This window comes from Mycobacteroides salmoniphilum (assembly GCF_004924335.1).
GTDB classification, from domain to species: Bacteria; Actinomycetota; Actinomycetes; order Mycobacteriales; family Mycobacteriaceae; genus Mycobacterium; species Mycobacterium salmoniphilum.
Window position 1 is genome coordinate 4079599 of record NZ_CP024633.1, and the last position, 21793, is coordinate 4101391.

The following is a 21793-nucleotide window of genomic DNA, read 5'->3' on the forward strand; positions in this document are numbered from 1 at the left end:
GGCCGTGGCTGCCTAGGGGGAAATGGCCCCGGCTCTCCATAGCCCGCCGGTATCACTCGTTCAAGAGCAGAACAACTCGCCTAATTTTGATGTCGTATTCAGACAGAGTAAAAATGTTCACGGTTTCCTCCACCGGAGGATGGTCGAACATCGGGCGCCTAATTGGCGGTCAAATCGCCCAGAGCCTCGCGGGCGGCCGAGATATGAGCTAGGTGTCGCTGTCCAGACACCGACGCTAGGTTCTGCCCTGCAAAAGAATAGTAAGCGCTGCGTCGAGCCCCGACCGGGGCCCGACGCAGCACATCTTGACTAGCTGCCCAGCTGCCGGTCGAGCGCGAACAGCTCGTCCATCTCACCCGGGGCGGTTTCGCCCAGCAACTTCAGCAAGCCTTGGTGCGCTTCCTCAAAGTTTGAGGTGATTTCCCCCTGGTGCTTCACGATCGACGTCGAGGCCTGGCTGTCGAATGCGGCAGGGATCTTGTTCTGGAACAGATCGTTGATTTCCGTAACGATCGTTCCGGCCTGCTGAGCGGACGCGTGCGCCTCCTCGTAATGCGCCAGGGCCTGCGGGTCGTAGACGATGTCGTCACCGTTATTTCCGCCCGGACTTCTTGCTGCCCATGGCGCGGGGGTGTCAGGCTCTGCTATCGGAGCCTCGCCCGCCCTTTGTAGCAGCGCATTCCCCTTCTGATAAACCTCGCTATGAGTCTCCTTCATAGCCTTGTAGGCTTCCCTGAGATCCTCGTCGATCTTAAGAACGTCCTGCTGAATCGCATGCGAGTTTTCGCTCTTGTGAGCGTTCGCCACAGTGTCAAGAGCCTCATTCATCTTGTTGAACTGCACGAGCATGTCCTCGAGGCACGTGTGCACGCTCTCCATCGCACTCTTGATCCCCGGTACATTGATATTCACGGGAGCCATGTATTTCCCCTAACTTCTGTGATCTGAATACTGGTTGGTTGTCAGTCGATTACGTGCGGAAATGATCCATCGTCGCGATTTACGTTGTCCCCCATCCTTCATCGGACAGCTCCACCAACTGGCGAACTGCCTGCCCGATCGTGTGATCTGAACCCGGCTTGAGGGTAGACCAGATCTGTCCATTGGGTGAGGTGCTTGGCGCGCCGACAATCCGACCGCGCTTGGTGTAGAAGATGCCGATCGCAGCCGGCGCCCGCGCAATGCGGTCATCCTCGGCCGACAGTGCGTAGTAGACGATCTCGGCGAACGCCGCGCGGGATCCGAGCGCCGATCCGAGCAGCATCGCGGTCTGGGAATCGGCGCCGAGCGCCCGAATACGGTCGGCCAGCTCCGCCGAATCGTGTGTGCCGGTGAGCCGCTCGCGCATCTCCTGCTGCGGGGCACCTACCGGGGTGATTTGCGCCGCCTCCGACCGCGGCAGCTCAGCGACCAACGCCGCCACCGCAGCGTCGAGCCTGGCCTCGCCCGCAATCCCCCGCAGCTCGATATCGTCGCCGATCCGCCGTGCCGTCACCACCCGGGTACCACGGCGCGCCACCGAGACCCGGGAAATACCGTCGGGCGTAACCAACCGCATGGCCAGCTCCCGGTCGGGCCGCTGCAGCACCTGCAGCAGCTCCAAAAACTCGTCAGCGACTACGCCGTCGACAACCAGACCACGTGAAACCAGCATCCCGGTCGCACGATCGATCGCCGCGTCCAGTGCCTCATCGGTGCTGTGCCGTAGCCGAATCGCCAACACCGCGGGCAGACTCTGTATCCCCACCCGCTGCGCGACAACCCGCAACTCGTCTTCGCTGACGTTGAACCGGGAGTCGAGCACGGCTGTCACCGGACCGGATCCTTGTCGTCGGCTCCGATCACCGGCGGCGCCACCCAGCGATCAGAAACCTGCTGCAGTGTGCGCGCAGGTTCTTCGGCAAAGCTCTCGGCTGTGGGTTCCGGCGTAGCCAACTCATCAAAGATGGCAGTGTTGGGGCCCCAACTTACGTTCGCCACGGTGAACGGTGCATCGCTCTGCTGCGCAGCTGGCAGCCACGACGACCCGCTCACTTCCGAGAGGCGCGCACCCGGCTCACCGCCACCTTCCAGTGACTCTGCCGGACGGATTGACTCGTGCTCGCGGTCCTGACTGCCACCCCTGCCCATCATGCCCATGGGACCCATGGCGCCACGGCCCATACCGCCGCTGCTGCTCCCCGCACCACTGCCGAATGGCGTCTTCTTCAAGTCCTTCGCGGCTTCGCTGTTCTTGATCGGCGACGCAGCCATGGGCGCCAATGGCCTCGCAGTGCCGCCACCGCCACCGCCGCCTCTGCCGCCGCCGCCCTTGCCCTCGGACTTGCCTTCTTTCTCGGCCTTGAGCGCGTCACCCTTGACCACCTGGGGCGGCGGCAGCTGCTCCCATGGCTCGGCAAACTCGGCGACAGCCTCTTCGTAGCGGATCATGACCGCGGCGGCATCAGCCTGCTGAGCGGTGGCTGCCTCCTCGAGCTCGGCAAACTTACCGTCGAGAATCGCGCCGTTATATGCGCCAAGTGAGGCCATCATGTCCGCAGAAGCCTTGGCTTCCACGACATCTGACACGCTTGGCATCGACAGGATCGCGACGGTGTTGGCCACCGCGGCTTCCTCGATCTTCTGCCCATTGCCGGCAGCGTTCAGCGCAAGCGACTGGATCCAGCGGCCGAATTCGACGAGCTTCTGCGAAACCGCATCCGACCCCCCGCTATCCCATGATGCCTTGAACCGTTCGACGATCACATCGAAATCGGTCGACACACGGGCCAATTCGTTGGCAACCCGAACCCACGCAGCGCCCGCCTCACCGACTGAACCTGGGCCAGGTCCGTCTGTGAGGTCACGAGCCAGCTGTTCAGCGCTCCGCGACTCCCACACCACATTGGTGAACCCCATGCCGTTACCCCCTTCCCGTCCCTAGCTCGAATTCACGGCTGATCAAGCCAGATCGGTTTCCTGGATCTTGCCCGAGTGCGCCCGGAGCGTCGCGGCTACCTCACGAATCTCGGTGGAACCCAAGGCCGCAGCCTTACCGAAAGACTCGTGTACGGCATTAGACGTCCGTGCGACACGCTGGGACACTTCGTCGCTGCCCGGTGCCACCGTGGTCAGATGCGGCGACTCGGCTTTCAGAACGGCGTCAACCCGGCCGGCAAGCTCGTCAAGCCGCTTGATGACATCGCCCACTTCGCCGGGTTGGATCTTGATATCTCTTATGTCGGCCATTTCATTACCCCTCTGATTGGTGTCTGATTGATGCGGTTTTCTCAGGTAATACGCAGTTCTATGTCCACCTCGGCGTTGGGATCGTTTTCGCCGATCACCGCAGGTGTGACGGTGCCCAGATCGCCAACGATCTCACCACCCTGATCACTCGTGTGTAGGAAGGTCGCCGCGGAATGATCGCCGCTGCCGGCCCCGGCACCGCGGCCGCCCGCACCGCCCATCGGAGCGCCGCCGCCCATCATGCCCGCGCCGCCGGAGCCCGCAGCTACTATGCCCGCACCCCGCACTGCGGCAGACTGCGCCGCGGGAGCCGTCTCACTCGCACCTGCCAGGTTGGTCGACACTGCCGACGGCAAGGCGCGCGCCGCCAGCGTTCCCGCCGAACCGCCACCACCGATACCGGCCCCGCCACTACCGATCTTGGCGGCACCCGCAGAACCCAGCCCAGCCGTCGACAGTCCCTTGGCGGCTGCACTCACGCCCTTGCCGGCGCCTTCCTTCCCCATCGCCTGCGCCATGCTGGTGGCGGCCTTGACACCCCCTTGGACCCCCTGGGTCAGCAACTGGGTACCCATCGTCAACGGCATGGTGGCCATCTGCATCGCGGGGCCCATCATGCTCATCGCAATCTGCATCATCGGGCCCATCATGCTCATCATGGAGGTTGGGCCCTGAGCGAGCGCCACCGGCGCACCCGTGGCCGTCATGTTGGCCGACTGTGCGGTGAGCGCAGTTTCCAACTCGGTGACGATCTCGACCGCGCGCGCCGTCGCGGAGCCAGCCGTTTCGCCCATCTCTGGAGCAGTAAAGGGAATTCCGCCGGACAACGCCTCGAGTCGATGCTGGGTCTCTTGGATGAGTTCAAGCAGCCGCGTGTAGCCCTGAGACGTGTCGGCCCCGGCTGTCATCCCCTGCCCGCCGAGTGCCGCGCCTTGCGCCGACACAGCCGCACCGTTACCCAGCGTCTCCGCGGTCTTGGCCGCAGTCCCGGCTGCACCGGCACCCGCCCATCCGCTGCCGCCCTGCCCCATCTGCCCCATCAAGCCCTGCAGACTCTGCGCACCCTGCTGGAACGCCTGGGTCATAGGCTGGAACATCTGTTGCGGATTAAGGCCCTGGAAGATCCCGGTACCCAGCGTGCCGAGCATCTCGAGCATCGGCGACATCAGCCCGGAAACCATGTCCCCACCCCCGGCCCCACCCGCATCGGCGGCGGCCTGATCCTGGGCGTTGCGGTCCTGGGCGTTCCGATCGGACGGATTCAGATTCAGTTCGTCCAGAATGTTCCGGGTTGGCTTGTTCAGCCAGTCTTTGAGCCCGTGCTCAAGAGCGTTGAGGTGCGGCGTCGGGTCGAAAACGACGCCACCCGCAGCGGGTGCCGCGCCCATGGATCCTTGCATGGGCGAAAGGGGCCCTACAGGACCCGGGGGTACCTGTCCCTCTGGGTTGGTGACGGCCATGATCTCGCCGGTCAGACGGCAGTCGTCGGTCCGGAACCAGCGCCCTCGTCAACCTTGACGTAGCCGGCCTGGGCGACCTCTGTCGACGTACCCAGCAGTGCATGGTTGACAGCCGTCCCCAGCCCACTGGTGACGTTGCTGCTCGTCGACGCAAAGAAGGCCGGAATCACGTTGGCGACGCCGAGCGGCCCGATCGCGCTGGCAAATCCGGACAGCGCGCCAGGCGTGACCACGGAGAATGCGGTGGTGATCGCCGTGGAAACGCCCTCCTGCGCCAATTGCATTGCGGACATATACGCGGGTTGTGCCTCAAAATCTTCGGTCATGATTCCCTCCTGAAATACGGCCAAAGGGCGAGCCCCGCCCCTCCTGACAGCAACGATAACTCCCCCAGCGGATGTTCTGGCTACTATTTTGCCGGATCCTTAGGGGACCCGGCAACTTCTCGGGCATCTTTTTCTGCGTCCGGATCCTCGCCGGGCACGAAGGTACTGCCATCCCAGCAGGTCAAAGGGGTTTTTTCTAGCTCGGCCATCCGGGTATTGAACTCGTTGAAAAGAAAAGCATGCCGCTCCATGGCGAGGCGCGCGGCTTCCTGCGCAGTGTCAACGATCAGCTTTGCCAACGCATCAACCCCCAATCGTGCCGCGGAGGGGCCCAGCCACAGCCCGGACAACGCACCGTGCGCATCGACCTCGGCGCTGACCGACTGATCGCGACTGGTCACCCGCACACTCACCGCGGCGGTGTGCTCGGCGAGGGACTGCATGAGGTCGCGCTGCTTGCGCACCCGAGCGAGCAAAGACGCTGCAAGGCTTGTGCCTGGGGCGCTCATACCGAGCGCATCCAACTGTCGGGCATGTCCTCGTCACCGAATATGCGCTCCTCGGCGTTTACCACGTCGGATTCGGTGGCCAAGCCCATGATTTCGATCGTCGGGAGGTCAATGCCCTGCGCCTGCATCTCACGGCGGTGGGCCACCTGGGCACGCATGCCGGACAGACGGCAGAGCGCGAGAATCTCGTTCGCCAGATGCTGCGGCGACTTTTTCAGCTCGCGTGGATCGATCTTGAGAGCTACCGGTAGACCCTGCTCAGTCGTGACCACTGAAATGCTGCCGCTGGGCGACCGCGCGGCACCCTGACGGCCCTGGCGGGCGCGGGTACCCGCGCCCGCGCCTGGCGGCGGTGTGACGTTATGGGCTGGCATGCGGCCAAAGTTAGTACAATGTTCTGAGCCGTGCTAGCAATACAAGGGGAATGCAAAATGGGTGGGCGCCACGGAAAACCGATCTCCTTGGTTGTGCCGGGAATTCTGTTGTCACAGAACGTCACTGACGAAGTAAGGATAACCAGCCGATGAGTGGGTCGAGGGACGCACAACGGGTGTTCGATGCTGGCGTGCTATCGCTGGGGATCCCGATCGACGGCTTGGAGACCGACCGCGACGTGCAATACGCGGGCATGGCGTTCAAGCGGGCGACTGAGTACGACCCCGAGATGAGCGACGCGTGGTTAGGCCGTGCGGCCGCCGGTGAGACCACCCCTGAGGTCTTCTACCACCTGTACCGCACCAGCAAGGCCAACCTTGGACGTGACCAGCGTCGCCTCGGCCTGCCTCGCAACGCCCTCGCTGGGCGCTTCCAGACCGGGCTGTATCTCGACTACGGCCTGAGCACACTCACCGAGGTGGGGCTGGCCTACGCGGCGGGACTGATCCAGGGTACGGACTACGGCGAGGCCGAGAGGGTGCTCAACGAGCTCGACGCCACCCGTAAAGCGATGCCCGGTGGCGATACCGAGGCCGCCGAGATCTGCGCCTATGTCCGTGCGGTACTGCATTTCACCACCCAGCGCTGGCCAGATGTGCTCTCCGCATTGGCCCACTCCGCGGTGTTCACCGACGAGTACCTGGCAGCGGGCGCGCACCTGATGGTCGGCTCGGCGTGCGCCCAGATGGGCCTGTTCGCCGAAGGTATCCGGCGCCTGGACCAGGCGATTGAAGGACCGATCCCCGCAGCGCGGCAGGCAGCCGAGTTCTGTAAGGGCCTGACACTGCGCGAGATGGGCAAGGAACCGGAAGCCCGGATCATCTTCGAGCGCATCTACAGCGAGGATCCCGGGTTCGAGGCCAACGCGGCCGCCCTGCACGACCCGAAGTATCGGTTGATCATCAGCACCAAGGAATCGATCGACTCTCGCACCGACAAGTGGGATCCGAGCACCGCACGCGAGAACACTGACGACGCGGACGACATCGCCGAACGCAGCAACAAATACCTGCGTGAGGCCGAGGAGGAACTGAACCGCCAGATCGGTCTCAACGATGTGAAGCTCCAGGTGGCCAAGCTGAGGTCGGCAGCCAAGCTTGCCAAGGTCCGGGGCGATAAGGGGCTCAGTGCCGCATCGCGCAGCCTGCACCTGATCTTCACCGGACCGCCTGGGACTGGCAAGACCACCATCGCCCGGGTGGTAGCACAGACCTACTGCGGGCTGGGGCTGCTCAAGACGCCCAACGTCGTCGAGGCCAAGCGCAGCGATTTCGTCGGCGAGCACCTGGGCAGTACCGCGATCAAAACGTCTGCGTTGATCGACTCCGCGATGGATGGCGTGCTGTTCATCGACGAGGCGTACACACTGATCCAGACCGGGCTTTCCGGCGGCGACGCCTTCGGTCGGGAAGCGGTGGATACCCTGCTGGCCCGGATGGAGAACGACCGCGACCGCCTGGTCGTCATCATTGCCGGCTACGACGCAGAGATCGACCGATTCCTAGCGTCCAACGAGGGCCTGGCATCGCGGTTCACCAAACGCATACGCTTCGACTCCTACAACCCGGCCGAACTGGGCGACATCGCTCGACTCACCGCGCAACGACGCGACTCCGAGCTGTCCGAACCCGCGTGCGACGAGCTGGTCAAGGCGTGCGAGGCCCTCTACGAAACCACCTCTGCCGACGACTCCGGCCAGACTCGGCGGGGCATCGACCTGGCAGGCAACGGGCGCTTCGTCCGAAATGTGATCGAGGCCGCCGAGGAAGAACGGGAACACCGGCTCGCCGAAGAACACGAGGCCGCACTGGAGGACCTTGACGAAGCCGAGCTGATGCGCATCGACGCTGTGGACATGCGGGCTGCCCTCAAAAACGCGTTGGCCATGCTGAAGCGCGACTGAGCCATCGGAGCCGACAGTGAGTAATTTCGACAATTCCCGTGGGCCACTGTCCGGCCATAGCGCGCAGCCAGATGACGCCGACACCATGCCGCTGCGGATACCACGATTTACCTCGTCGACAGTCCCGACGCAGCGTCAGCCACCGCCTACCTCGCCTGTAGCACCGCCGCATCGCCAGTCACCGTTTACCCCACCGACAGCACCACCGCAGGCACCGCCCACGTTTGAGCCAGTGGCGACGGCGTTCACGACCGCCGACCGCGGAAACCCGTCCGGTTCGCCGGATACCCGGCAGCCACGGCTGCCGACCCCCGGTGAACTCGGCCTGATCCGGCGCGTTCAGGCGGCCCCAGAACGCGGCTGGCGCAGGGCTATTCACCGAATGACCGGCATCAACCCGGGAGAATCAGACAAGGCACATAGTCACAAGCGGTTGACCGCGCGGGTCAACCAACCCGTGCGCGGCGACTACAGCATCGCCGTGCTCTCGTTGAAGGGCGGAGTCGGCAAGACCACAACCACGGTCGGGCTGGGGTCGACATTCGCCGCTGTCCGCGGCGACCGGGTCATCGCCGTCGATGCCAACCCTGACTTTGGCACCCTCGCACAGCGCGCGCCGAAACAGAGCAACTCCACCGTGCGAGATTTGCTACTCGACGAGCGCCTGTCTCGCTATTCCGATATCCGTCGGCACACTTCACAGAACTCCAGCCGACTGGAGATCCTGGCCTCCGAGCGAGACCCCGCAACATCCGAGTCGTTCTCCGAGGCCGACTATCGGGCCGTCATGCAAACGTTGAAGCGGTTTTACAACATCATCCTCACCGACTGCGGTACCGGGCTGGTGCACTCGGCGATGGCCGGAGTACTCGATGAGGCAGATGCACTGGTGCTGGTGATTTCTCCGGCGATCGACGCCGCCCGCAGCGGCCTGGCCACCCTGGACTGGCTGTCCAAAAACGGTCACGCCCACCTGGTACCAGGTGCGGTCGTGGCCGTCAGCGCCGCCCGACCGGGCGCAGTGTCTGTCGATATCGACCTGCTGGCCCGCCAGTTCCTGACCCGCGCCCGCGCTGTGCACGTCATCCCCTACGATGACCATCTCGCGCAGGGCTCCGAAGTGGTCCTCGACTTAGTGGGGTGGAAAGCGCGGCAGGCCTTCCTCGAACTGGCCGCCTCGGTGGCCGACGGCTTCTCTCATCCGAACAAACGTGACGAGTGGAACGCGTCAGGCTGGTCAACCGAAAGGCGGCGTCGATGAATGCGGGCAAGCTGTACCGGGCACCACGCCGCTGGCCAGGGATCGTCGCGGCTGCGAGTGCGGGCGTGCTGGTGGGCGCAGCGGTCGGGGTAGGCGCCACGATATTGACGCGTGAGCGCACCGCCGCGGCAGTTACAGTCACCGTGACCCCGGAGCCTTCCGCGCCGACCGCCGCAAAGCCCCTTGAGCGGGCTAATCGTCAGACCTGTGAAGGCTGGGACGTTTCCGGCAAACTGATCAACGACGCGGCTGACGCGCTCACGGCAATCCCGGAGGGAACCAGCATCCTTGATCCCGCGGTGCGCAACAATCCGGAGCACGTGAGCGCTGTTATGCACGCCGGTGATCTATTCCAGCAGGCCGCCGACGCGCTGAAGCAGCGCATTACACCCGGTGCCGCCGAGATCCTGACGCTGACTTCTCAAACAACCGTAAGTTCGCTGGCCGCGTTGGCCACCGCCTATCGGAGTTTCGACGAGTCCAGCGGGGACTCCATCACCACCGCCCGCACCGCCGCACACAACATGAGTGCGCTGTGCAAACGCCTCGTCGGCTGACATACACAGCGAGCCGCGCCATTCGTCTCCGACCCCGGCGTTTACGACTTGCGGAGGGCCGGAAGGGGATGTGGTGATCGTTGACGCCGAGCCCAACGTCTAACCTGAGCTGTCAAAGCCCGTGAGCCTGTCATGCCTTGGCGCCGCTCCGCTCGGCGGCAAATGAATCCCTGATATAGCGCACTTCCTCGTCGGTGGCGACCATCGTAACCACCGATGAGCCGGCCCGAGTGGACACCTTAACGACGTCGGCCTCGGCATCGAGCAGTTCCAGTGCCACGTCCGCGTTCGGACTCACGGCCGAGTTCGGCGGCGTGATGACCATCGCGGTGACGCCGATTCGGACCGACTGCTCGACCACTCCGTCGAACACCTCGACCGTGTAATTGCGGTCCGAACCTGCCTGCATGGTGCGACGATTGGCGTCGGCGACCCAGAGCAGGTCGTGGTCGTCGACTTCCTTGATCATGCCGTGCCACAACCGCGGCCGATGGCTGTGCACGCGCACCCGGGCACCGAGCGCCAACGACCGCAGTACCGCCAGCTGCGCCAGGTGCAAAGTGCCGACGATCTCCACGCGATTGATCTGTGACCCGAAAAGAGGCAGCGCGACCGCTCGGCCATGCTCGTCGGCACCGATCACCTGCCCGCAACCAGAAGCCGGAACCGCGATGTTGTCCACGGCGCCATCTGCGGCCGCATACGCCCAGCCGTTGATCTGGCGGCCCGGCTGGGGCACAGGCAGGCTCGAAGCCAGCGCCGAGTACTGGAAGCCGCGCAAGTGGTTCAGACCCCGCAGGTGGATGCGGGCACGGTCGTGAGTGTCGAAGCGGGCCAACCCTCGCACCTGGGTGACGTCATCGGCGTCTCGCCGCAGCGACAGGCAGACCGTGGTGGAGTAGCTCGGAATAGTCCAGACCAGCCCCAATCCCGCGGTCGTCAGCATCGCAGGCTTGATCGCGAAGCTGCGAAGCTTGAACCGGCCTTCCTGGCAGGTCCGCCATGTCTCCTCGACACTGGCCAAGTTGACACCATCGGACAGCTGGTTGACCGCCTGTCCGATCTCGCTGGCGGTCTGCACTCGCGAACCCAGCCCGGCCTCGGTCAGCCGATTGGCCACCCGCCGCGTCGCCGTCGTGGCGGCGCGCAGGATGCCCTCGCGGCCGCCGCCACGACGGCGCACCGCGTCAGCACATCGCGACGGATCGAAGCGGATCGCGACCCACACGGTGCGCTGCGCGATGGCCGGCAGTGGGCCCAGCACCGCGTCGTACACGGCGGCCATCTCGGTGTGGCCGTGCGAGCGAGCACCCTGACTCAGCACGTCGATGGAGTCGAGGGTGATGTCGAATTGCCGCAAACATTCGACCAACGCGTCGACCGGGACGATATCGCCGGAAACGGTGACACCGGGCTCCATCACCGTCATCGCCTTCGGGTTCTCGTCAATTTTCAATAGCGACAGCAGCGTGCGCCCGTCCCAGCGAAATCCGATCAGGGTCCCATCCGAAGCGGGCACGTCGAACGGTTCTGCCGGACCTGCGTGCTTCCGTACACGTTTGCGGCGTTCCAGTAAGTACCTCAACCGCAAGCCAACCAGCCGCGGCAGTGTGGTACCACGTCCGCGCACCACCAGTACCAGCGCAACGACCAGACCCACCGCCGCACCCTGCCACCCGGGGAACCCAGCCAGCAGCGCGATGGTCAGCCCGGCCGCGATCAATACCTGCAGCAACACCAAATCCCACAGCGGCAGGACGCGCTGCGCACGAATCTCCACCGTTGAACGCAAACGGCTCGACTCCGGCGGCCTCCGTCGTTGACGACGGGGAGTACCCGCACCGCGACCAGGCAAGTCGGCTTCCTCAGCAGCTGATGGGGCGGCACCTCGCGAGTGCGGTAAACCCCCGTGACCATGTTGTACGCTACCGACGGCTTCGATACGGAACCGATGCCGAGGGGAGCGGCAATGCCAGCGCAAATTACCACACGCGCGCAAGTCAACGGCTATCGCTTCCTGCTGCGGCGCCTCGAGCATGCGCTGATTCGGGCCGATTCCCGAATGATCCACGACCCGATGCGTGGCCAGATCCGATCACTGATGGTGGGCTTCGTCATCGCCATCCTGATCACGGGAGCTGCCGCCGTCCTTGCCTTCTTCAAGCCGACGCCGAATATCGGGAATGCGCAGATCCTGATCAGTAAATCCAGCGGCGGGATGTTCGTGCAGATCGGCGACCGAGTACACCCCGTGCTCAACATCAGTTCCGCCCGGATGATCACCGGTTCGGCCGACGCGCCCAAGCAGGTCGATGACCGCTTCCTCAACCAGCTACCACGTGGCCCGATGGTGGGCATAGTCGGAGCGCCGGCAGCGATTCACGGCGCCGACAACCTGGATATGTCGTCCTGGACCGTATGCGACTCGGTGACGACGCCGGATATCCGCTCGGGCCCGGGTCCCGGCGGACTGGAGACAGCCGTCCTGGCCAATGATCCGGCGCTGGGCGACGGCGTCCGTGCCGCCTCAGCGGCCGAGATGCTGCTCGTTATGTCCGGGGACACCGTCTACCTCGTCTACGACGGGGTACGCGCCATGGTCGACCCGCGTGACAAAGGCGTCGTCAACGCTCTGCACTTGCAGGATGTCTATCCGCGGCCTGTCTCGCCCGGGCTGCTCAACTCGTTCCCGCTGGCACCACCGATCCGCCCGGTCATCATCGAGGGGATCGGTGAGCCAACACCGTACCTGCCGGCTCAGTATCCGGTGGGGTCGATGATCAAGGCTTCCGACTCCACCGGCAATCAGCTGTACGTGGTGCTGCGCGACGGACTACAGAGGATCTCGGACGCGACCGCCGACATCATCCGGTACGGCGGCCCCGCGAACGACCCGCAGGGCACCCACGAGGTCTCACCCTCGCTGGTCAGCAACGCACCCATCGTGCACACACTGCCGGTGGATCACTATCCAACAGTGTCACCTCGGATCGTCGACCTAGAGCCGGACCGGGTCGCCTGCATGTCCTGGCAGCGGCCCAAGAACGCCGCCCAAGCCACGATACGACTATTAGTCGGGCATCGGCTGCCGTTGCCGTCCGGTGCGAAACCCGTCCCGCTGGCCAGCGCCGACGGAACGGGTCCGGGCGTCGACTGGGTGTATCTGAAGCCCGGCACCGGCGAGTTCGTCGAGGCGACCGGCAACGCACCGGAAAGCAAGGCCGCCGGCGCACTGTTCTACGTCGCCGACACCGGTCTGCGCTACCACATCAAGGACTTGCCCACAGCTGCCGCGCTCGGGGTAAGCGGGGTGACCGAGCCCAACAGCGATGCCATGTACCCGCAGCTGGCCCCGTGGTCAGTGCTCTCCCTACTGCCCGCTGGCCCGGAGTTATCTCAGGAGGCGGCGCTGGTGGCCCACGACTCGCTCGCAGCCGACCCGGCCGGGACGAAGGTTAACCCGCCCAAGCAGTGACGATCAGATTCGCAGTTCGCGAAAGAACTCGTAGACACGCATGATCCAGAAACACAGCGGGAACACCATCGCGATGGCGACGTACTCGAGAATCTCGACCTGACGGCGCATCACGGGCGAGAACACCAGCCGGGGTGCGACGATTCCGCACAGCACGATCAGCGCGATGAAACCAATCATGGCCGCCGCCGCTGCCACCTGGCCATCCCGCACGTACAGGCCGTTCTTGGTGATCGCCACGACCGCGATCATCAGGCCACCGCCAACCAGCGTCGCCGACTGGATCAGATCGTGATGACTGCGCCCACGAAGGCAAAGCACGGTTGCCACCGCGGCGCAGAACGCCGAACCCTGCCAATAAAATCCGTCGCTGACATCGACACTCAGGTAGCAGCCGGCGGCGGCCGCAATCGCGGCAGCCACCAGCATGCCGGTCAGGTACGCGTTGGCGCGCCGCAGCTGCCCGACCATACCCTCCTCGGTGGGGATGATCTGCTTGCCAACGGCGTTCACGCCTTCGACCGTGGTCCCACCCTGGGTTTCGATGTCGTCGAGCGGCTCACCGGCGGTTGGCACCCGCGGTATCGGCAGCTTCGACAGCATGATGGTGATCCGCGGCGAGATGTAAACCACCACAACCGCCAACGTCGCGACCGCGGCGCCGACCGCACGCTGCGGCGGGTCCCACAACAGCGCGGCCGTAGCGCTGGCCCCACCCAGCGCGGATAGGGTCATGACGGTTGTGTGCAGCGCGCGGCCGCTCCCGGTGATCAGAACCATCGCCAGCGAGGCCAGCGCCGTCAGCCCGAACGCCATCGGCAAGGCCTTCACCCCGAATGCCTCCGGCACCATGTACAGGGAACCCGCGAAAAGCAGCGGTGTCGCAACGACCGCCGCCCACTGCGAACGCACTGCCCCGCCAGATCGGTGGGCGAGCACGCACGCGATAACCACACCCAGCACGCCCAGGCCGAGCACAGTCCCGGCGAGGTACCGGTCGCCCGCGTGCCTTGGCAAGAGCAGCGCGACGGTGGTACTGGTGGCCAATCCGACCGCCAAGTAGCCGAGCATCTGCCGGTTGTCGACGAACCACCTGGTCCAGGGCAGGTCGGTCCACGCCCCAGCTTCCCCGAGTTCTTCGACGTCATCGAAGAGAAGCGGGCTCGCAGGCTGACCGATCTCCCGGATCGCCATCAGCTCCCCGGCGTAGATGTTTGCCTCCGACAACGACCGGCTCGGATCAATCGGATCGGAACCCAGGCGCGCCAGCGTCCACTTGTCCTCGGAGGCGTCGAACTGGGTTCCCGCCAACTCGGGCCGCGTGGCTATCTGGTCATTGGCGATGTCGATGACGTCGTCGATAAAATTGGCGATGCTGACGTTCGGCGGCAAGCCCACGTCGATGCGCAGGCCACCAACCACCAGAGTGATCCGGCTCAGCTCGAGTTCGGGTTCAGATTCCGCATCAAGCTCCGACAGCGAAGGCGGTAGAGTCAACGCGGTGGCCCCCTCTGGCTATATTGTCGCGCCTGCGACACTTAAGCTGCTGACAATACCGAAGGGCGCCGTAGACGACCGTCGCGGACCTGCCGGGGGGGAGGAGTTAGTAAGAGGTGAGCACCCAGGGTTTCGTGCGTCGCACACGGATGCAGCCGCCCCGAATGCCCGGGGGCGAGGTGAACCTCCAGCCTCCCCCTGAAGTGCCACGGGTGATTCCCGGCAACCTGCTGATGAAGCTGATGCCGTTCGTGATGATCGTTGCCGTGGTGGGGATGATCGCGCTAATGGTGACCGTCGGTGGCCGCGATATGACCAAGAACCCGATGTTCATGATATTTCCGATGATGATGATCATGTCGATGGCCGGCATGTTCATGGGTGGTGGCCAGCGACAGGGCAAGGCCGCGGCAGAACTCAACGAGGAGCGCAAGGACTACTTCAGCTACCTCGCGAACCTGCGCGACGACGCGGACTCCACCGGCGACGAACAGCGCACGGCCCTGGAATGGAGCCACCCGGACCCGCGGGCCCTCGCCGACGTCGTCGGGACCATCCGGATGTGGGAACGCCGCCCGGGAGATACCGATTTCTGCCACGTCCGTGTCGGGATCGGCACGCATCGACTTGCCACTCGTTTGCTGGCGCCCGAGACCGGCCCCCCCGAGGACCTCGAGCCGGTGTCCACGGTGGCGCTGCGCCGCTATGTCAAGACCCATTCGGTGGTGCACGCACTACCGACCGCGGTGTCCCTGCGGTCGTTTCCGGTCATTTCGTTCGAAGGCGACCGCAAGCTCGCCCAGCAACTGGTGCGTTCGATGTTGCTGGAGCTGTGTAGTTTCCATGGGCCCGACCACGTCCAGGTAGCGGTGGTGACAGCCAACCCGGATGGGGACAACTGGAGTTGGGTCAAGTGGTTGCCACACGCACAGCACCCGACTACTCGTGACGGTTTGGGGCCGATGCGGATGCTGTACCCCACGCTGGAGTTGCTGGAACGCTCGCTAGCCGACGACCTCGCCCAGCGTGGACGGTTCTCCCGCAATTCCGAGCTGCCTCAGGGGCTCAAACGCTTGATCGTCGTGCTCGACGACGGCTACATCACCGGCAACGATCGGTTGTCTGCTGATGCCGGCCTCGACGGCGTCACCGTGCTGCAGCTCAACGGCCCCGCGGAGGGGGCGGCGGCCCGACGAGCTCTGCAACTGGTGCTGGAGGGCGACGACGTCGGCGCCCGGACCGCCGTCGGGGTCGAGCGGTTCGCCACCCCGGACACCATCACCGTCGCCGAAGCTGAGGCCACCGCCCGACGCATCGGCCGCTACCGGCTGGCCAGCGCAGCGCACATCGTCAACCTGGAGTCCGACAGCCGCAACGCCGAGGACCCCGGTCTGATGAGTCTGCTGAAGATTCCCGATGCCGCCGAGATTGTGCCCGAGCAGGTTTGGCGTCGGCGCACACCGCGCGAACGACTGCGGGTACCGATCGGCTACACACCCAACGGCTTGGCGCTGGAGATCGACATCAAGGAGTCTGCCGAGGCTGGCATGGGGCCACACGGCCTGTGCATCGGCGCTACGGGTTCGGGCAAATCTGAGTTCTTGCGAACGCTGGTTCTGTCGATGATCGCCTCCCACTCCCCCGATGCACTCAATCTTGTGCTGGTCGACTTCAAAGGCGGTGCCACATTTCTGGGGCTTGAGGGTGTTCCGCACATCGCCGCGATCATCACCAACCTCGAAGACGAACTGATCCTCGTCGACCGCATGCGCGACGCCCTGGCCGGCGAGCTCAACCGCCGCCAGGAGCTGCTTCGCAAGAGCGGCAACTTCCCGAATGTCACCGAATACGAGCGCGCTCGCACCAACGGTGCCGAGCTTGAGCCGCTGCCGGCGCTATTCGTCATCGTCGACGAGTTCTCTGAGTTGCTTTCCCAGAAGCCGGACTTCGCCGAGCTTTTCGTGATGATTGGCCGCCTCGGCCGGTCCCTGCACGTCCATCTGCTACTGGCTTCGCAGCGTCTGGAGGAAGGTAAGCTCCGCGGGCTCGACTCCCACCTGTCGTACCGCATCGGTCTCAAGACGTTCTCTGCCAGCGAGTCGCGCAGCGTACTGGGCGTGCCCGACGCGTACCACCTGCCCAGCGTCCCTGGCTCCGCGTTCCTCAAATGCGATGCCTCCGAACCGCTCCGGTTCAACGCCAGCTACGTATCCGGGGAATACGTACGGCCGCGGCGGTTGGCCCAGACTGGGCGCGCGGCAAAGCTCGGCGTGCTGGCGCCGAAACTTTTCACCGCCAGCCCGGTGAAAAAAGACGAGGCCCCAGCCCCATTGGCGCCCGCGGATACTGACGCCCCGGAGAGCCCCTCGCTGGCCTCGTCGCCCACCAAGGTCACCCTGCTGGACATGGTCGTGTCGCGATTACGCGGACACGGCCGACCCGCCCATGAGGTCTGGTTGCCGCCACTGGACGAAAGCCCGGCGGTCAACGAGCTGCTCCCCGTGCCCAACTGGGATGCCCCGGAGAACCTGAACGGGCGGCTGTGGATGCCGATGGGCCTGGTCGATCGCCCCTACGACCAGCGGCGCGATGTGCTGGCGGTAGATCTCGCCGGCGCCCAGGGCAACATGGCGATCGTCGGCGGCCCCCAGTCTGGAAAGTCGACGGCATTGCGGACGCTGATCATGTCGGCCGCCGCTACCCACACCCCCGAGCAGATCCAGTTCTTCTGCCTGGACTTCGGTGGCGGCACCCTGATCAGCCTGGCCAACCTGCCGCATGTGGGCGGCGTGGCGGGTCGCATGGATGCCGACGGAATCCGGCGTACCGTCGCCGAGGTTTCCGGGGTACTGCGCTCCCGGGAATTGCTGTTCCGCGATCTCGGCATCGAGTCGATGCGTGACTTCCGTCAGCGCAAGGCCCACCTGGCCACGCTGCCCCCGGAGGTCGCCGCGCAGGATCCGCTCAGCCAGGATAAGTTCGGCGACCTGTTCCTGGTCGTTGACGGCTGGGCATCGATCCGCAGCGACTTCGAATTGCTGGAGCCGACGTTGCAGGCGCTGGCCATCCAGGGTCTGTCCTACGGTGTGCACCTGGTGATCTCGGCAACCCGCTGGTTCGAGATCCGTGCGGCGGTCAAGGACATGCTCGGTACCCGCATCGAGTTGCGGCTCGGTGATCCGCTCGACAGTGACGTGGGCCGCAAGTTCGCCGAGCTGGTTCCGGTGGGCCGGCCCGGCCGCGGTATGACACCCGAGCGGCTGCACCTGCTAGTCGCGCTGCCGCGACTGGATTCGGACTCCGATGTGGAGAGCCTTCCCGCCGGGGTGTCGGCGTCAGTAGAGGCGGTACGCGCCCATTACGGCAACCGTCAGGCGCCCAGGGTGCGCATGCTGCCGCACCGGGTGGACCGCAACATGGTTGTCCAGGCCGCGCGGTCGGCAGGGATGCTGAGCAAGTCTCGCATCGCGATCGGCATCAACGAGGAAGAGCTGCAGCCCGTCGTTATCGACTTCGATACGCAACCGCACCTGGTGGCCTTCGCCGACATCGAGTGCGGCAAGTCGGGCCTGCTGCGGAACATCGCGGCAGGGGTGATGGAGAACGCCACGCCTGAGGAGGCCAAGATCATCCTCATCGACTATCGGCGCTCGCTGCTTGGAGTGGTCGACAACGACTACTTGGGTGGCTATGCGACGGCGTCGCAGTCCTGTTCGGAGCTGCTGACAGGATTGGCCGCCTCGCTCAAGGACCGGCTGCCACCCAGTGACATAACCCAGCAGCAGTTGAAGGACCGATCCTGGTGGTCGGGGCCGGACCTCTTCGTGATGATCGACGACTACGACCTCATCGGAGGTGGCGGCCTCAACCATCCACTGGGCCCGCTGATCGAATATCTACCACAAGCACGGGACATCGGGCTGCGAGTCATCGTCACCCGACGCAGTGGTGGTGCCGGACGCGCCATGATGGACGCATTCATCGGGCGGCTGCGCGACCTGTCCTGTAACGCTCTGGTGATGAGCGGTTCTCGAGAGGAGGGCGCCCTGTTCGGGCACAAGCCGTCTCAAATGCCTCCCGGCCGAGGAATGCTGGTCTCTCGCAGCATGAAGAGCGGCGTGATCCAACTATCGACGATGCAGGACCTATGAACGACCTCGATGAATCGAACAGCCTCCAGGTGATCTCGGCCGAACCCGAGCAGATCAGGGTGTCGGTCTTCGGCGGCAACACGCAGCTCGACATTGGCCTACCGCTGGACCTCCCGGTGTCCAGCTTCATTCCGGACCTGACCAAGTTGGTCCGTTCCCGCGACGCAACGCCCAGCGACGATTCGCGGGGCAAAGAAGAACGCCGAACATTCGGAGTGCTGAGCCGATTCGACACCGGCGTCGAGATCAGCCCCGATAAGACGCTGCGCGAGGCCGGGGTTGTCAACGGCGAATTGCTCCGACTGTCATCGCAGCGGGCGCTGTCCCCGCCGACGCTCTATGACGACGTCGTCGATGCTGCCGCCCAGTTGAACAAGGCCGCCTACGCCGAATGGGATTCGCGTTCAGCCCGATGGATGGGCCTGGCGGGCGCAAACCTCAGCGCAATTGCACTGGCACTATTGATGATTCAGCCACTATCGCAGGTGCAGCGCGTGACTACGACCGGGCTGGGTGTGATCGCAGTGGTGGGTTTGACGACCTTCGCCGCGGTGGCGCGCCGTAGTTTCGCCCTCGACGATGTCGCCGTAGCGCTCGGTGCGGCCACTATCCCCATCAGCGCAACCCTCCTGGGAGTGCCGCTCATCGCTTTTGGGGGTTACGGGTTCGTGGGCGCGTGCGCGGCGCTATTGCTGACCAATTACGTGTGTTACCGCGTGATCGGCACCGGCCATTGGGTATTCCTGGCCAGTTCATTGGCCGCAGGCCTGTGCGGGGTCGCGGTGCTGATTCATTCGATCGGTGTACGCACCGACATAGTGTGCGTAGCGTCGGCAATCGTCACCATCCTGATGTGCGCGGCAGTGCCCCGATTGACTGCGGGTATCGATCACTTTGAAGCACCGACCGCCGCAGTCGACCCGGAGCGTTCCGACGACGAATGGGCCCTGGAGAATCCGTTCCCCACAGAGACGCCCCAGGTCGCCAATACCACCAACTCCGGAACAAATATGCCGACCGCGGAACAGGTTTGGGCCCGGGTCCACCAGGCGGCGCTGACCCGGTCCGCGCTGCTGATGGGTTTTGCCGGTACCGCGGTTGCGGCGGGCGCGGTGCTGCTGCTCAACGGCGGCGTCGTAGCGTGGCAGGTCTTCGCATTTGCGCTGACGTGCGCCGTAGCGCTGGGTCTGCGCAGCCGCCATCCGCGCACCTGGGCCGAGCGGATCGCTCTAGCCTTGCCTGCCACCTCCCTTGCGGTCCTCACGTGCGTGATTTCGCAACATGGCATCCTCCCGATGCCGCTGGGCTCCATGGGGGTGTTACTGACAGTGGCCGTCGGCGCCGTCGTACTTGGTCTCACTGCCCGGCAGACACCGACGCCGACCTCTTGGCGTACGACAATGCTGGAATATTTGGATTACCTGGCCGTGGGGGCGCTGATCCCATTGGGACTGTGGGTGCTCGGCGTCTACGAACATCTGGGCCCCTGGTGGTGAAGACGCTGCGGCAGCTGGGTGCCTTAGTGTCCGTGCTCGCGATCCTCGCTGGTCATACGAGCCCTGTGGCCGGGGCCATTCCGCCACCAGTAGTCGAGCCGGGGCCACCCCCGAGCGGGCCGGTGGGGCCATCAGAGCCGACCGAGCAGAAAGCCATCTGCGGGATTCCGACCGGGGTGCTTCCGCACACCGATTTCTCCGTGCAAACCACCGCTGAGGCCATGCTCGACTACAGCCGAGCCTGGCAGTACACGCGGGGCGCAGGTCAGAAGGTGGCCGTCATCGATACCGGGATAAACCGGCATCCGCGCCTGCCGTTACTGGAGGGCGGTGGGGACTATGTCTCCCACACCGACGGACTTCAGGACTGCGACGCCCACGGCACACTGGTGGCCGGGATCATCGCGGGATCACCCAGCCCCTATGACTTGTTTGCCGGTGTGGCCCCCGAGGCGACCATCCTGTCAATTCGACAAAACAGTGCCGTTTTCGGGGTCACCGGTTCTGGCGGCGGTCAACGCAACGATGTGAACGCGGTGTCGACCGGATACGGCAACACACTGACGCTGGCGTATGCGATCACCCGGGCCGTCGATCTGGGCGCAACGGTCATCAACCTATCCATGGCGGCGTGCACCCCCGCGAGCGCAAAACCCGACGACGCAGCGCTGGGTCGGGCGGTGCGCTACGCGTTCGAAAGAAATGTGGTCGTGGTCGCTGCCGCCGGCAATCTCAGCAAACAAGGCGGACAGGGTGGACTCTGTTCGGTTCAGAACGGCATGACTGATCCGAACCGGCCATTGGAAAATGCATGGGAGACGGTGCACACCGTCGCTAGCCCAGCCTGGTTCGACAATTACGTTCTCACTGTCGCCGCAGTCACGCCAGAGGCACTGCCTGCAGATTTCAGCCTGCGCGGCCCATGGGTTGCCGTCGCCGCGCCGGGTGAGCGAATTACTTCACTCGATGCCAACGGTCCGGGACTGATCAACGCCGAGCCGGACCAACAGGGGGCCCTGTCCCCCATCAACGGCACGAGTTTCGCCGCACCGTTTGTATCCGGGCTGGCCGCCTTGATCCGCGCGTATCGACCCGATCTGAACGCCAGCCAGGTGATGGACGTGATCAAGCGGACCGCCCGGACCCCCGATTCGGGCCCTAACCTGGCCACGGGTTGGGGCGTGATCGATCCAGTCGCGGCGCTTACCTACGAGCTGCCGCCGTCAGACCAGCTCCCCAACGTCGAGGCCGGTATCCAGATTCCCGGCCGCGCCGCCCATGTGGATAGAGGGCGGACCGCCCGGATGATCGTCTACTCGGTGACGACAGGCAGCATCGTGCTGATGGCAATCGCGTGGGCACTCGGAAGTGCTCGGCGCCGCCGGCCGGCGGCGGAAGGTGGGGGTCGGAAGCAGACGAACAATCCGGAGATGGACGGCTAGTGCTGTAAGTGACGCGCCGAGCTACGTGGGTGGGTTCGCGAGAGTGCGAGTGC

The 21793-nt window shown here is 64.8% G+C and carries 16 protein-coding genes and 1 pseudogene; 7 read left to right on the forward strand and 10 right to left on the reverse strand.

Going from position 1 to position 21793, the window contains the following annotated elements:
* Nucleotides 1-309 precede the first annotated feature (309 nt).
* The 8 genes from DSM43276_RS20275 to DSM43276_RS20310 form a co-directional block, all read right to left on the reverse strand.
* On the reverse strand, nt 310-912 hold the full coding sequence (locus DSM43276_RS20275) for a hypothetical protein (protein WP_157896013.1): 603 nt from the start codon (nt 910-912) through the stop codon (nt 310-312).
* Between the two features lie 88 nt (nt 913-1000).
* Complete coding sequence (locus DSM43276_RS20280) at nt 1001-1813, reverse strand: ESX secretion-associated protein EspG (protein WP_078328126.1); 813 nt, start codon at nt 1811-1813, stop codon at nt 1001-1003.
* On the reverse strand, nt 1810-2898 hold the full coding sequence (locus DSM43276_RS20285) for a PPE domain-containing protein (protein ID WP_078328127.1): 1089 nt from the start codon (nt 2896-2898) through the stop codon (nt 1810-1812). The genes DSM43276_RS20280 and DSM43276_RS20285 overlap by 4 nt, the downstream gene beginning before the upstream one ends.
* 42 nt (nt 2899-2940) lie before the next feature.
* A complete protein-coding gene (locus tag DSM43276_RS20290; RefSeq protein WP_078328128.1) occupies nt 2941-3228 on the reverse strand; it encodes a PE family protein in 288 nt (95 codons plus the stop codon).
* Between the two features lie 41 nt (nt 3229-3269).
* Entirely contained in the window at nt 3270-4616 is a 1347-nt protein-coding gene (locus DSM43276_RS20295; RefSeq protein ID WP_078328129.1) for a hypothetical protein, read from the reverse strand.
* A gap of 83 nt (nt 4617-4699) precedes the next feature.
* Nucleotides 4700-5014: a hypothetical protein gene (locus tag DSM43276_RS20300; protein ID WP_057964170.1), complete on the reverse strand. Its 315-nt coding sequence runs from the start codon at nt 5012-5014 to the stop codon at nt 4700-4702.
* 83 nt (nt 5015-5097) lie between these two features.
* Complete coding sequence (locus DSM43276_RS20305) at nt 5098-5478, reverse strand: YbaB/EbfC family nucleoid-associated protein (protein ID WP_078307834.1); 381 nt, start codon at nt 5476-5478, stop codon at nt 5098-5100.
* A 41-nt stretch (nt 5479-5519) separates the two neighbouring features.
* Nucleotides 5520-5897: a hypothetical protein gene (locus DSM43276_RS20310; protein WP_234879380.1), complete on the reverse strand. Its 378-nt coding sequence runs from the start codon at nt 5895-5897 to the stop codon at nt 5520-5522.
* Nucleotides 5898-6046: 149 nt separating this feature from the next.
* Between DSM43276_RS20310 and eccA the strand changes: the two genes are divergently transcribed.
* From eccA to DSM43276_RS20325, 3 genes and pseudogenes are all read left to right on the forward strand, one after another.
* A complete protein-coding gene (eccA, locus tag DSM43276_RS20315; protein ID WP_078328143.1) occupies nt 6047-7861 on the forward strand; it encodes a type VII secretion AAA-ATPase EccA in 1815 nt (604 codons plus the stop codon).
* 94 nt (nt 7862-7955) lie between these two features.
* Nucleotides 7956-9122, forward strand: a pseudogene (locus tag DSM43276_RS20320) (MinD/ParA family ATP-binding protein); the annotation flags it as partial.
* On the forward strand, nt 9119-9679 hold the full coding sequence (locus tag DSM43276_RS20325) for a hypothetical protein (RefSeq protein ID WP_078328144.1): 561 nt from the start codon (nt 9119-9121) through the stop codon (nt 9677-9679). The pseudogene DSM43276_RS20320 and the gene DSM43276_RS20325, both read left to right, overlap by 4 nt.
* Nucleotides 9680-9809: 130 nt before the next feature.
* On the opposite strand, the gene eccE is transcribed toward DSM43276_RS20325, so the two are convergent.
* Nucleotides 9810-11459 (reverse strand): type VII secretion protein EccE, encoded by a 1650-nt coding sequence (gene eccE, locus DSM43276_RS20330; protein ID WP_078328145.1) that lies wholly within the window; start codon nt 11457-11459, stop codon nt 9810-9812.
* 189 nt (nt 11460-11648) lie between these two features.
* Here eccE and eccB point away from each other — a divergent pair, with 189 nt between their 5' ends.
* Entirely contained in the window at nt 11649-13154 is a 1506-nt protein-coding gene (gene eccB / locus DSM43276_RS20335) for a type VII secretion protein EccB (protein ID WP_078328146.1), read from the forward strand.
* A gap of 3 nt (nt 13155-13157) precedes the next feature.
* Here the strand turns inward: eccB and eccD (DSM43276_RS20340) are convergent, their stop codons facing one another.
* On the reverse strand, nt 13158-14651 hold the full coding sequence (gene eccD, locus DSM43276_RS20340; RefSeq protein ID WP_078328147.1) for a type VII secretion integral membrane protein EccD: 1494 nt from the start codon (nt 14649-14651) through the stop codon (nt 13158-13160).
* Between the two features lie 116 nt (nt 14652-14767).
* Here eccD (DSM43276_RS20340) and eccCa point away from each other — a divergent pair, with 116 nt between their 5' ends.
* The 3 genes from eccCa to mycP are packed head-to-tail and all read left to right on the forward strand — an operon-like array spanning nt 14768 to nt 21740.
* Nucleotides 14768-18802, forward strand: coding sequence for a type VII secretion protein EccCa (gene eccCa / locus DSM43276_RS20345; RefSeq protein ID WP_169053074.1), 4035 nt, complete (start codon nt 14768-14770; stop codon nt 18800-18802).
* Entirely contained in the window at nt 18799-20298 is a 1500-nt protein-coding gene (gene eccD, locus DSM43276_RS20350; protein ID WP_078328149.1) for a type VII secretion integral membrane protein EccD, read from the forward strand. The genes eccCa and eccD (DSM43276_RS20350) overlap by 4 nt, the downstream gene beginning before the upstream one ends.
* The gene (mycP, locus tag DSM43276_RS20355) at nt 20295-21740 is read left to right on the forward strand and encodes a type VII secretion-associated serine protease mycosin (protein WP_078328246.1); all 1446 of its coding nucleotides are present in this window, start codon (nt 20295-20297) and stop codon (nt 21738-21740) included. Before eccD (DSM43276_RS20350) ends, mycP begins: the two co-directional genes overlap by 4 nt.
* Nucleotides 21741-21793: the final 53 nt, after the last annotated feature.

What these genes read in the sequence shown, in the direction of transcription:
- DSM43276_RS20285 (WP_078328127.1), bottom strand. Translation starts at nt 2,898, where the DNA reads ATGGGGTTCACCAATGTGGTGTGGGAGTCGCGGAGCGCTGAACAGCTG.
- DSM43276_RS20325 (WP_078328144.1), top strand. Translation starts at nt 9,119, where the DNA reads ATGAATGCGGGCAAGCTGTACCGGGCACCACGCCGCTGGCCAGGGATC.
- eccA (WP_078328143.1), top strand. Translation starts at nt 6,047, where the DNA reads ATGAGTGGGTCGAGGGACGCACAACGGGTGTTCGATGCTGGCGTGCTA.
- DSM43276_RS20295 (WP_078328129.1), bottom strand. Translation starts at nt 4,616, where the DNA reads ATGGGCGCGGCACCCGCTGCGGGTGGCGTCGTTTTCGACCCGACGCCG.
- eccD (WP_078328149.1), top strand. Translation starts at nt 18,799, where the DNA reads ATGAACGACCTCGATGAATCGAACAGCCTCCAGGTGATCTCGGCCGAA.
- DSM43276_RS20290 (WP_078328128.1), bottom strand. Translation starts at nt 3,228, where the DNA reads ATGGCCGACATAAGAGATATCAAGATCCAACCCGGCGAAGTGGGCGAT.
- eccB (WP_078328146.1), top strand. Translation starts at nt 11,649, where the DNA reads ATGCCAGCGCAAATTACCACACGCGCGCAAGTCAACGGCTATCGCTTC.
- DSM43276_RS20300 (WP_057964170.1), bottom strand. Translation starts at nt 5,014, where the DNA reads ATGACCGAAGATTTTGAGGCACAACCCGCGTATATGTCCGCAATGCAA.
- DSM43276_RS20310 (WP_234879380.1), bottom strand. Translation starts at nt 5,897, where the DNA reads ATGCCAGCCCATAACGTCACACCGCCGCCAGGCGCGGGCGCGGGTACC.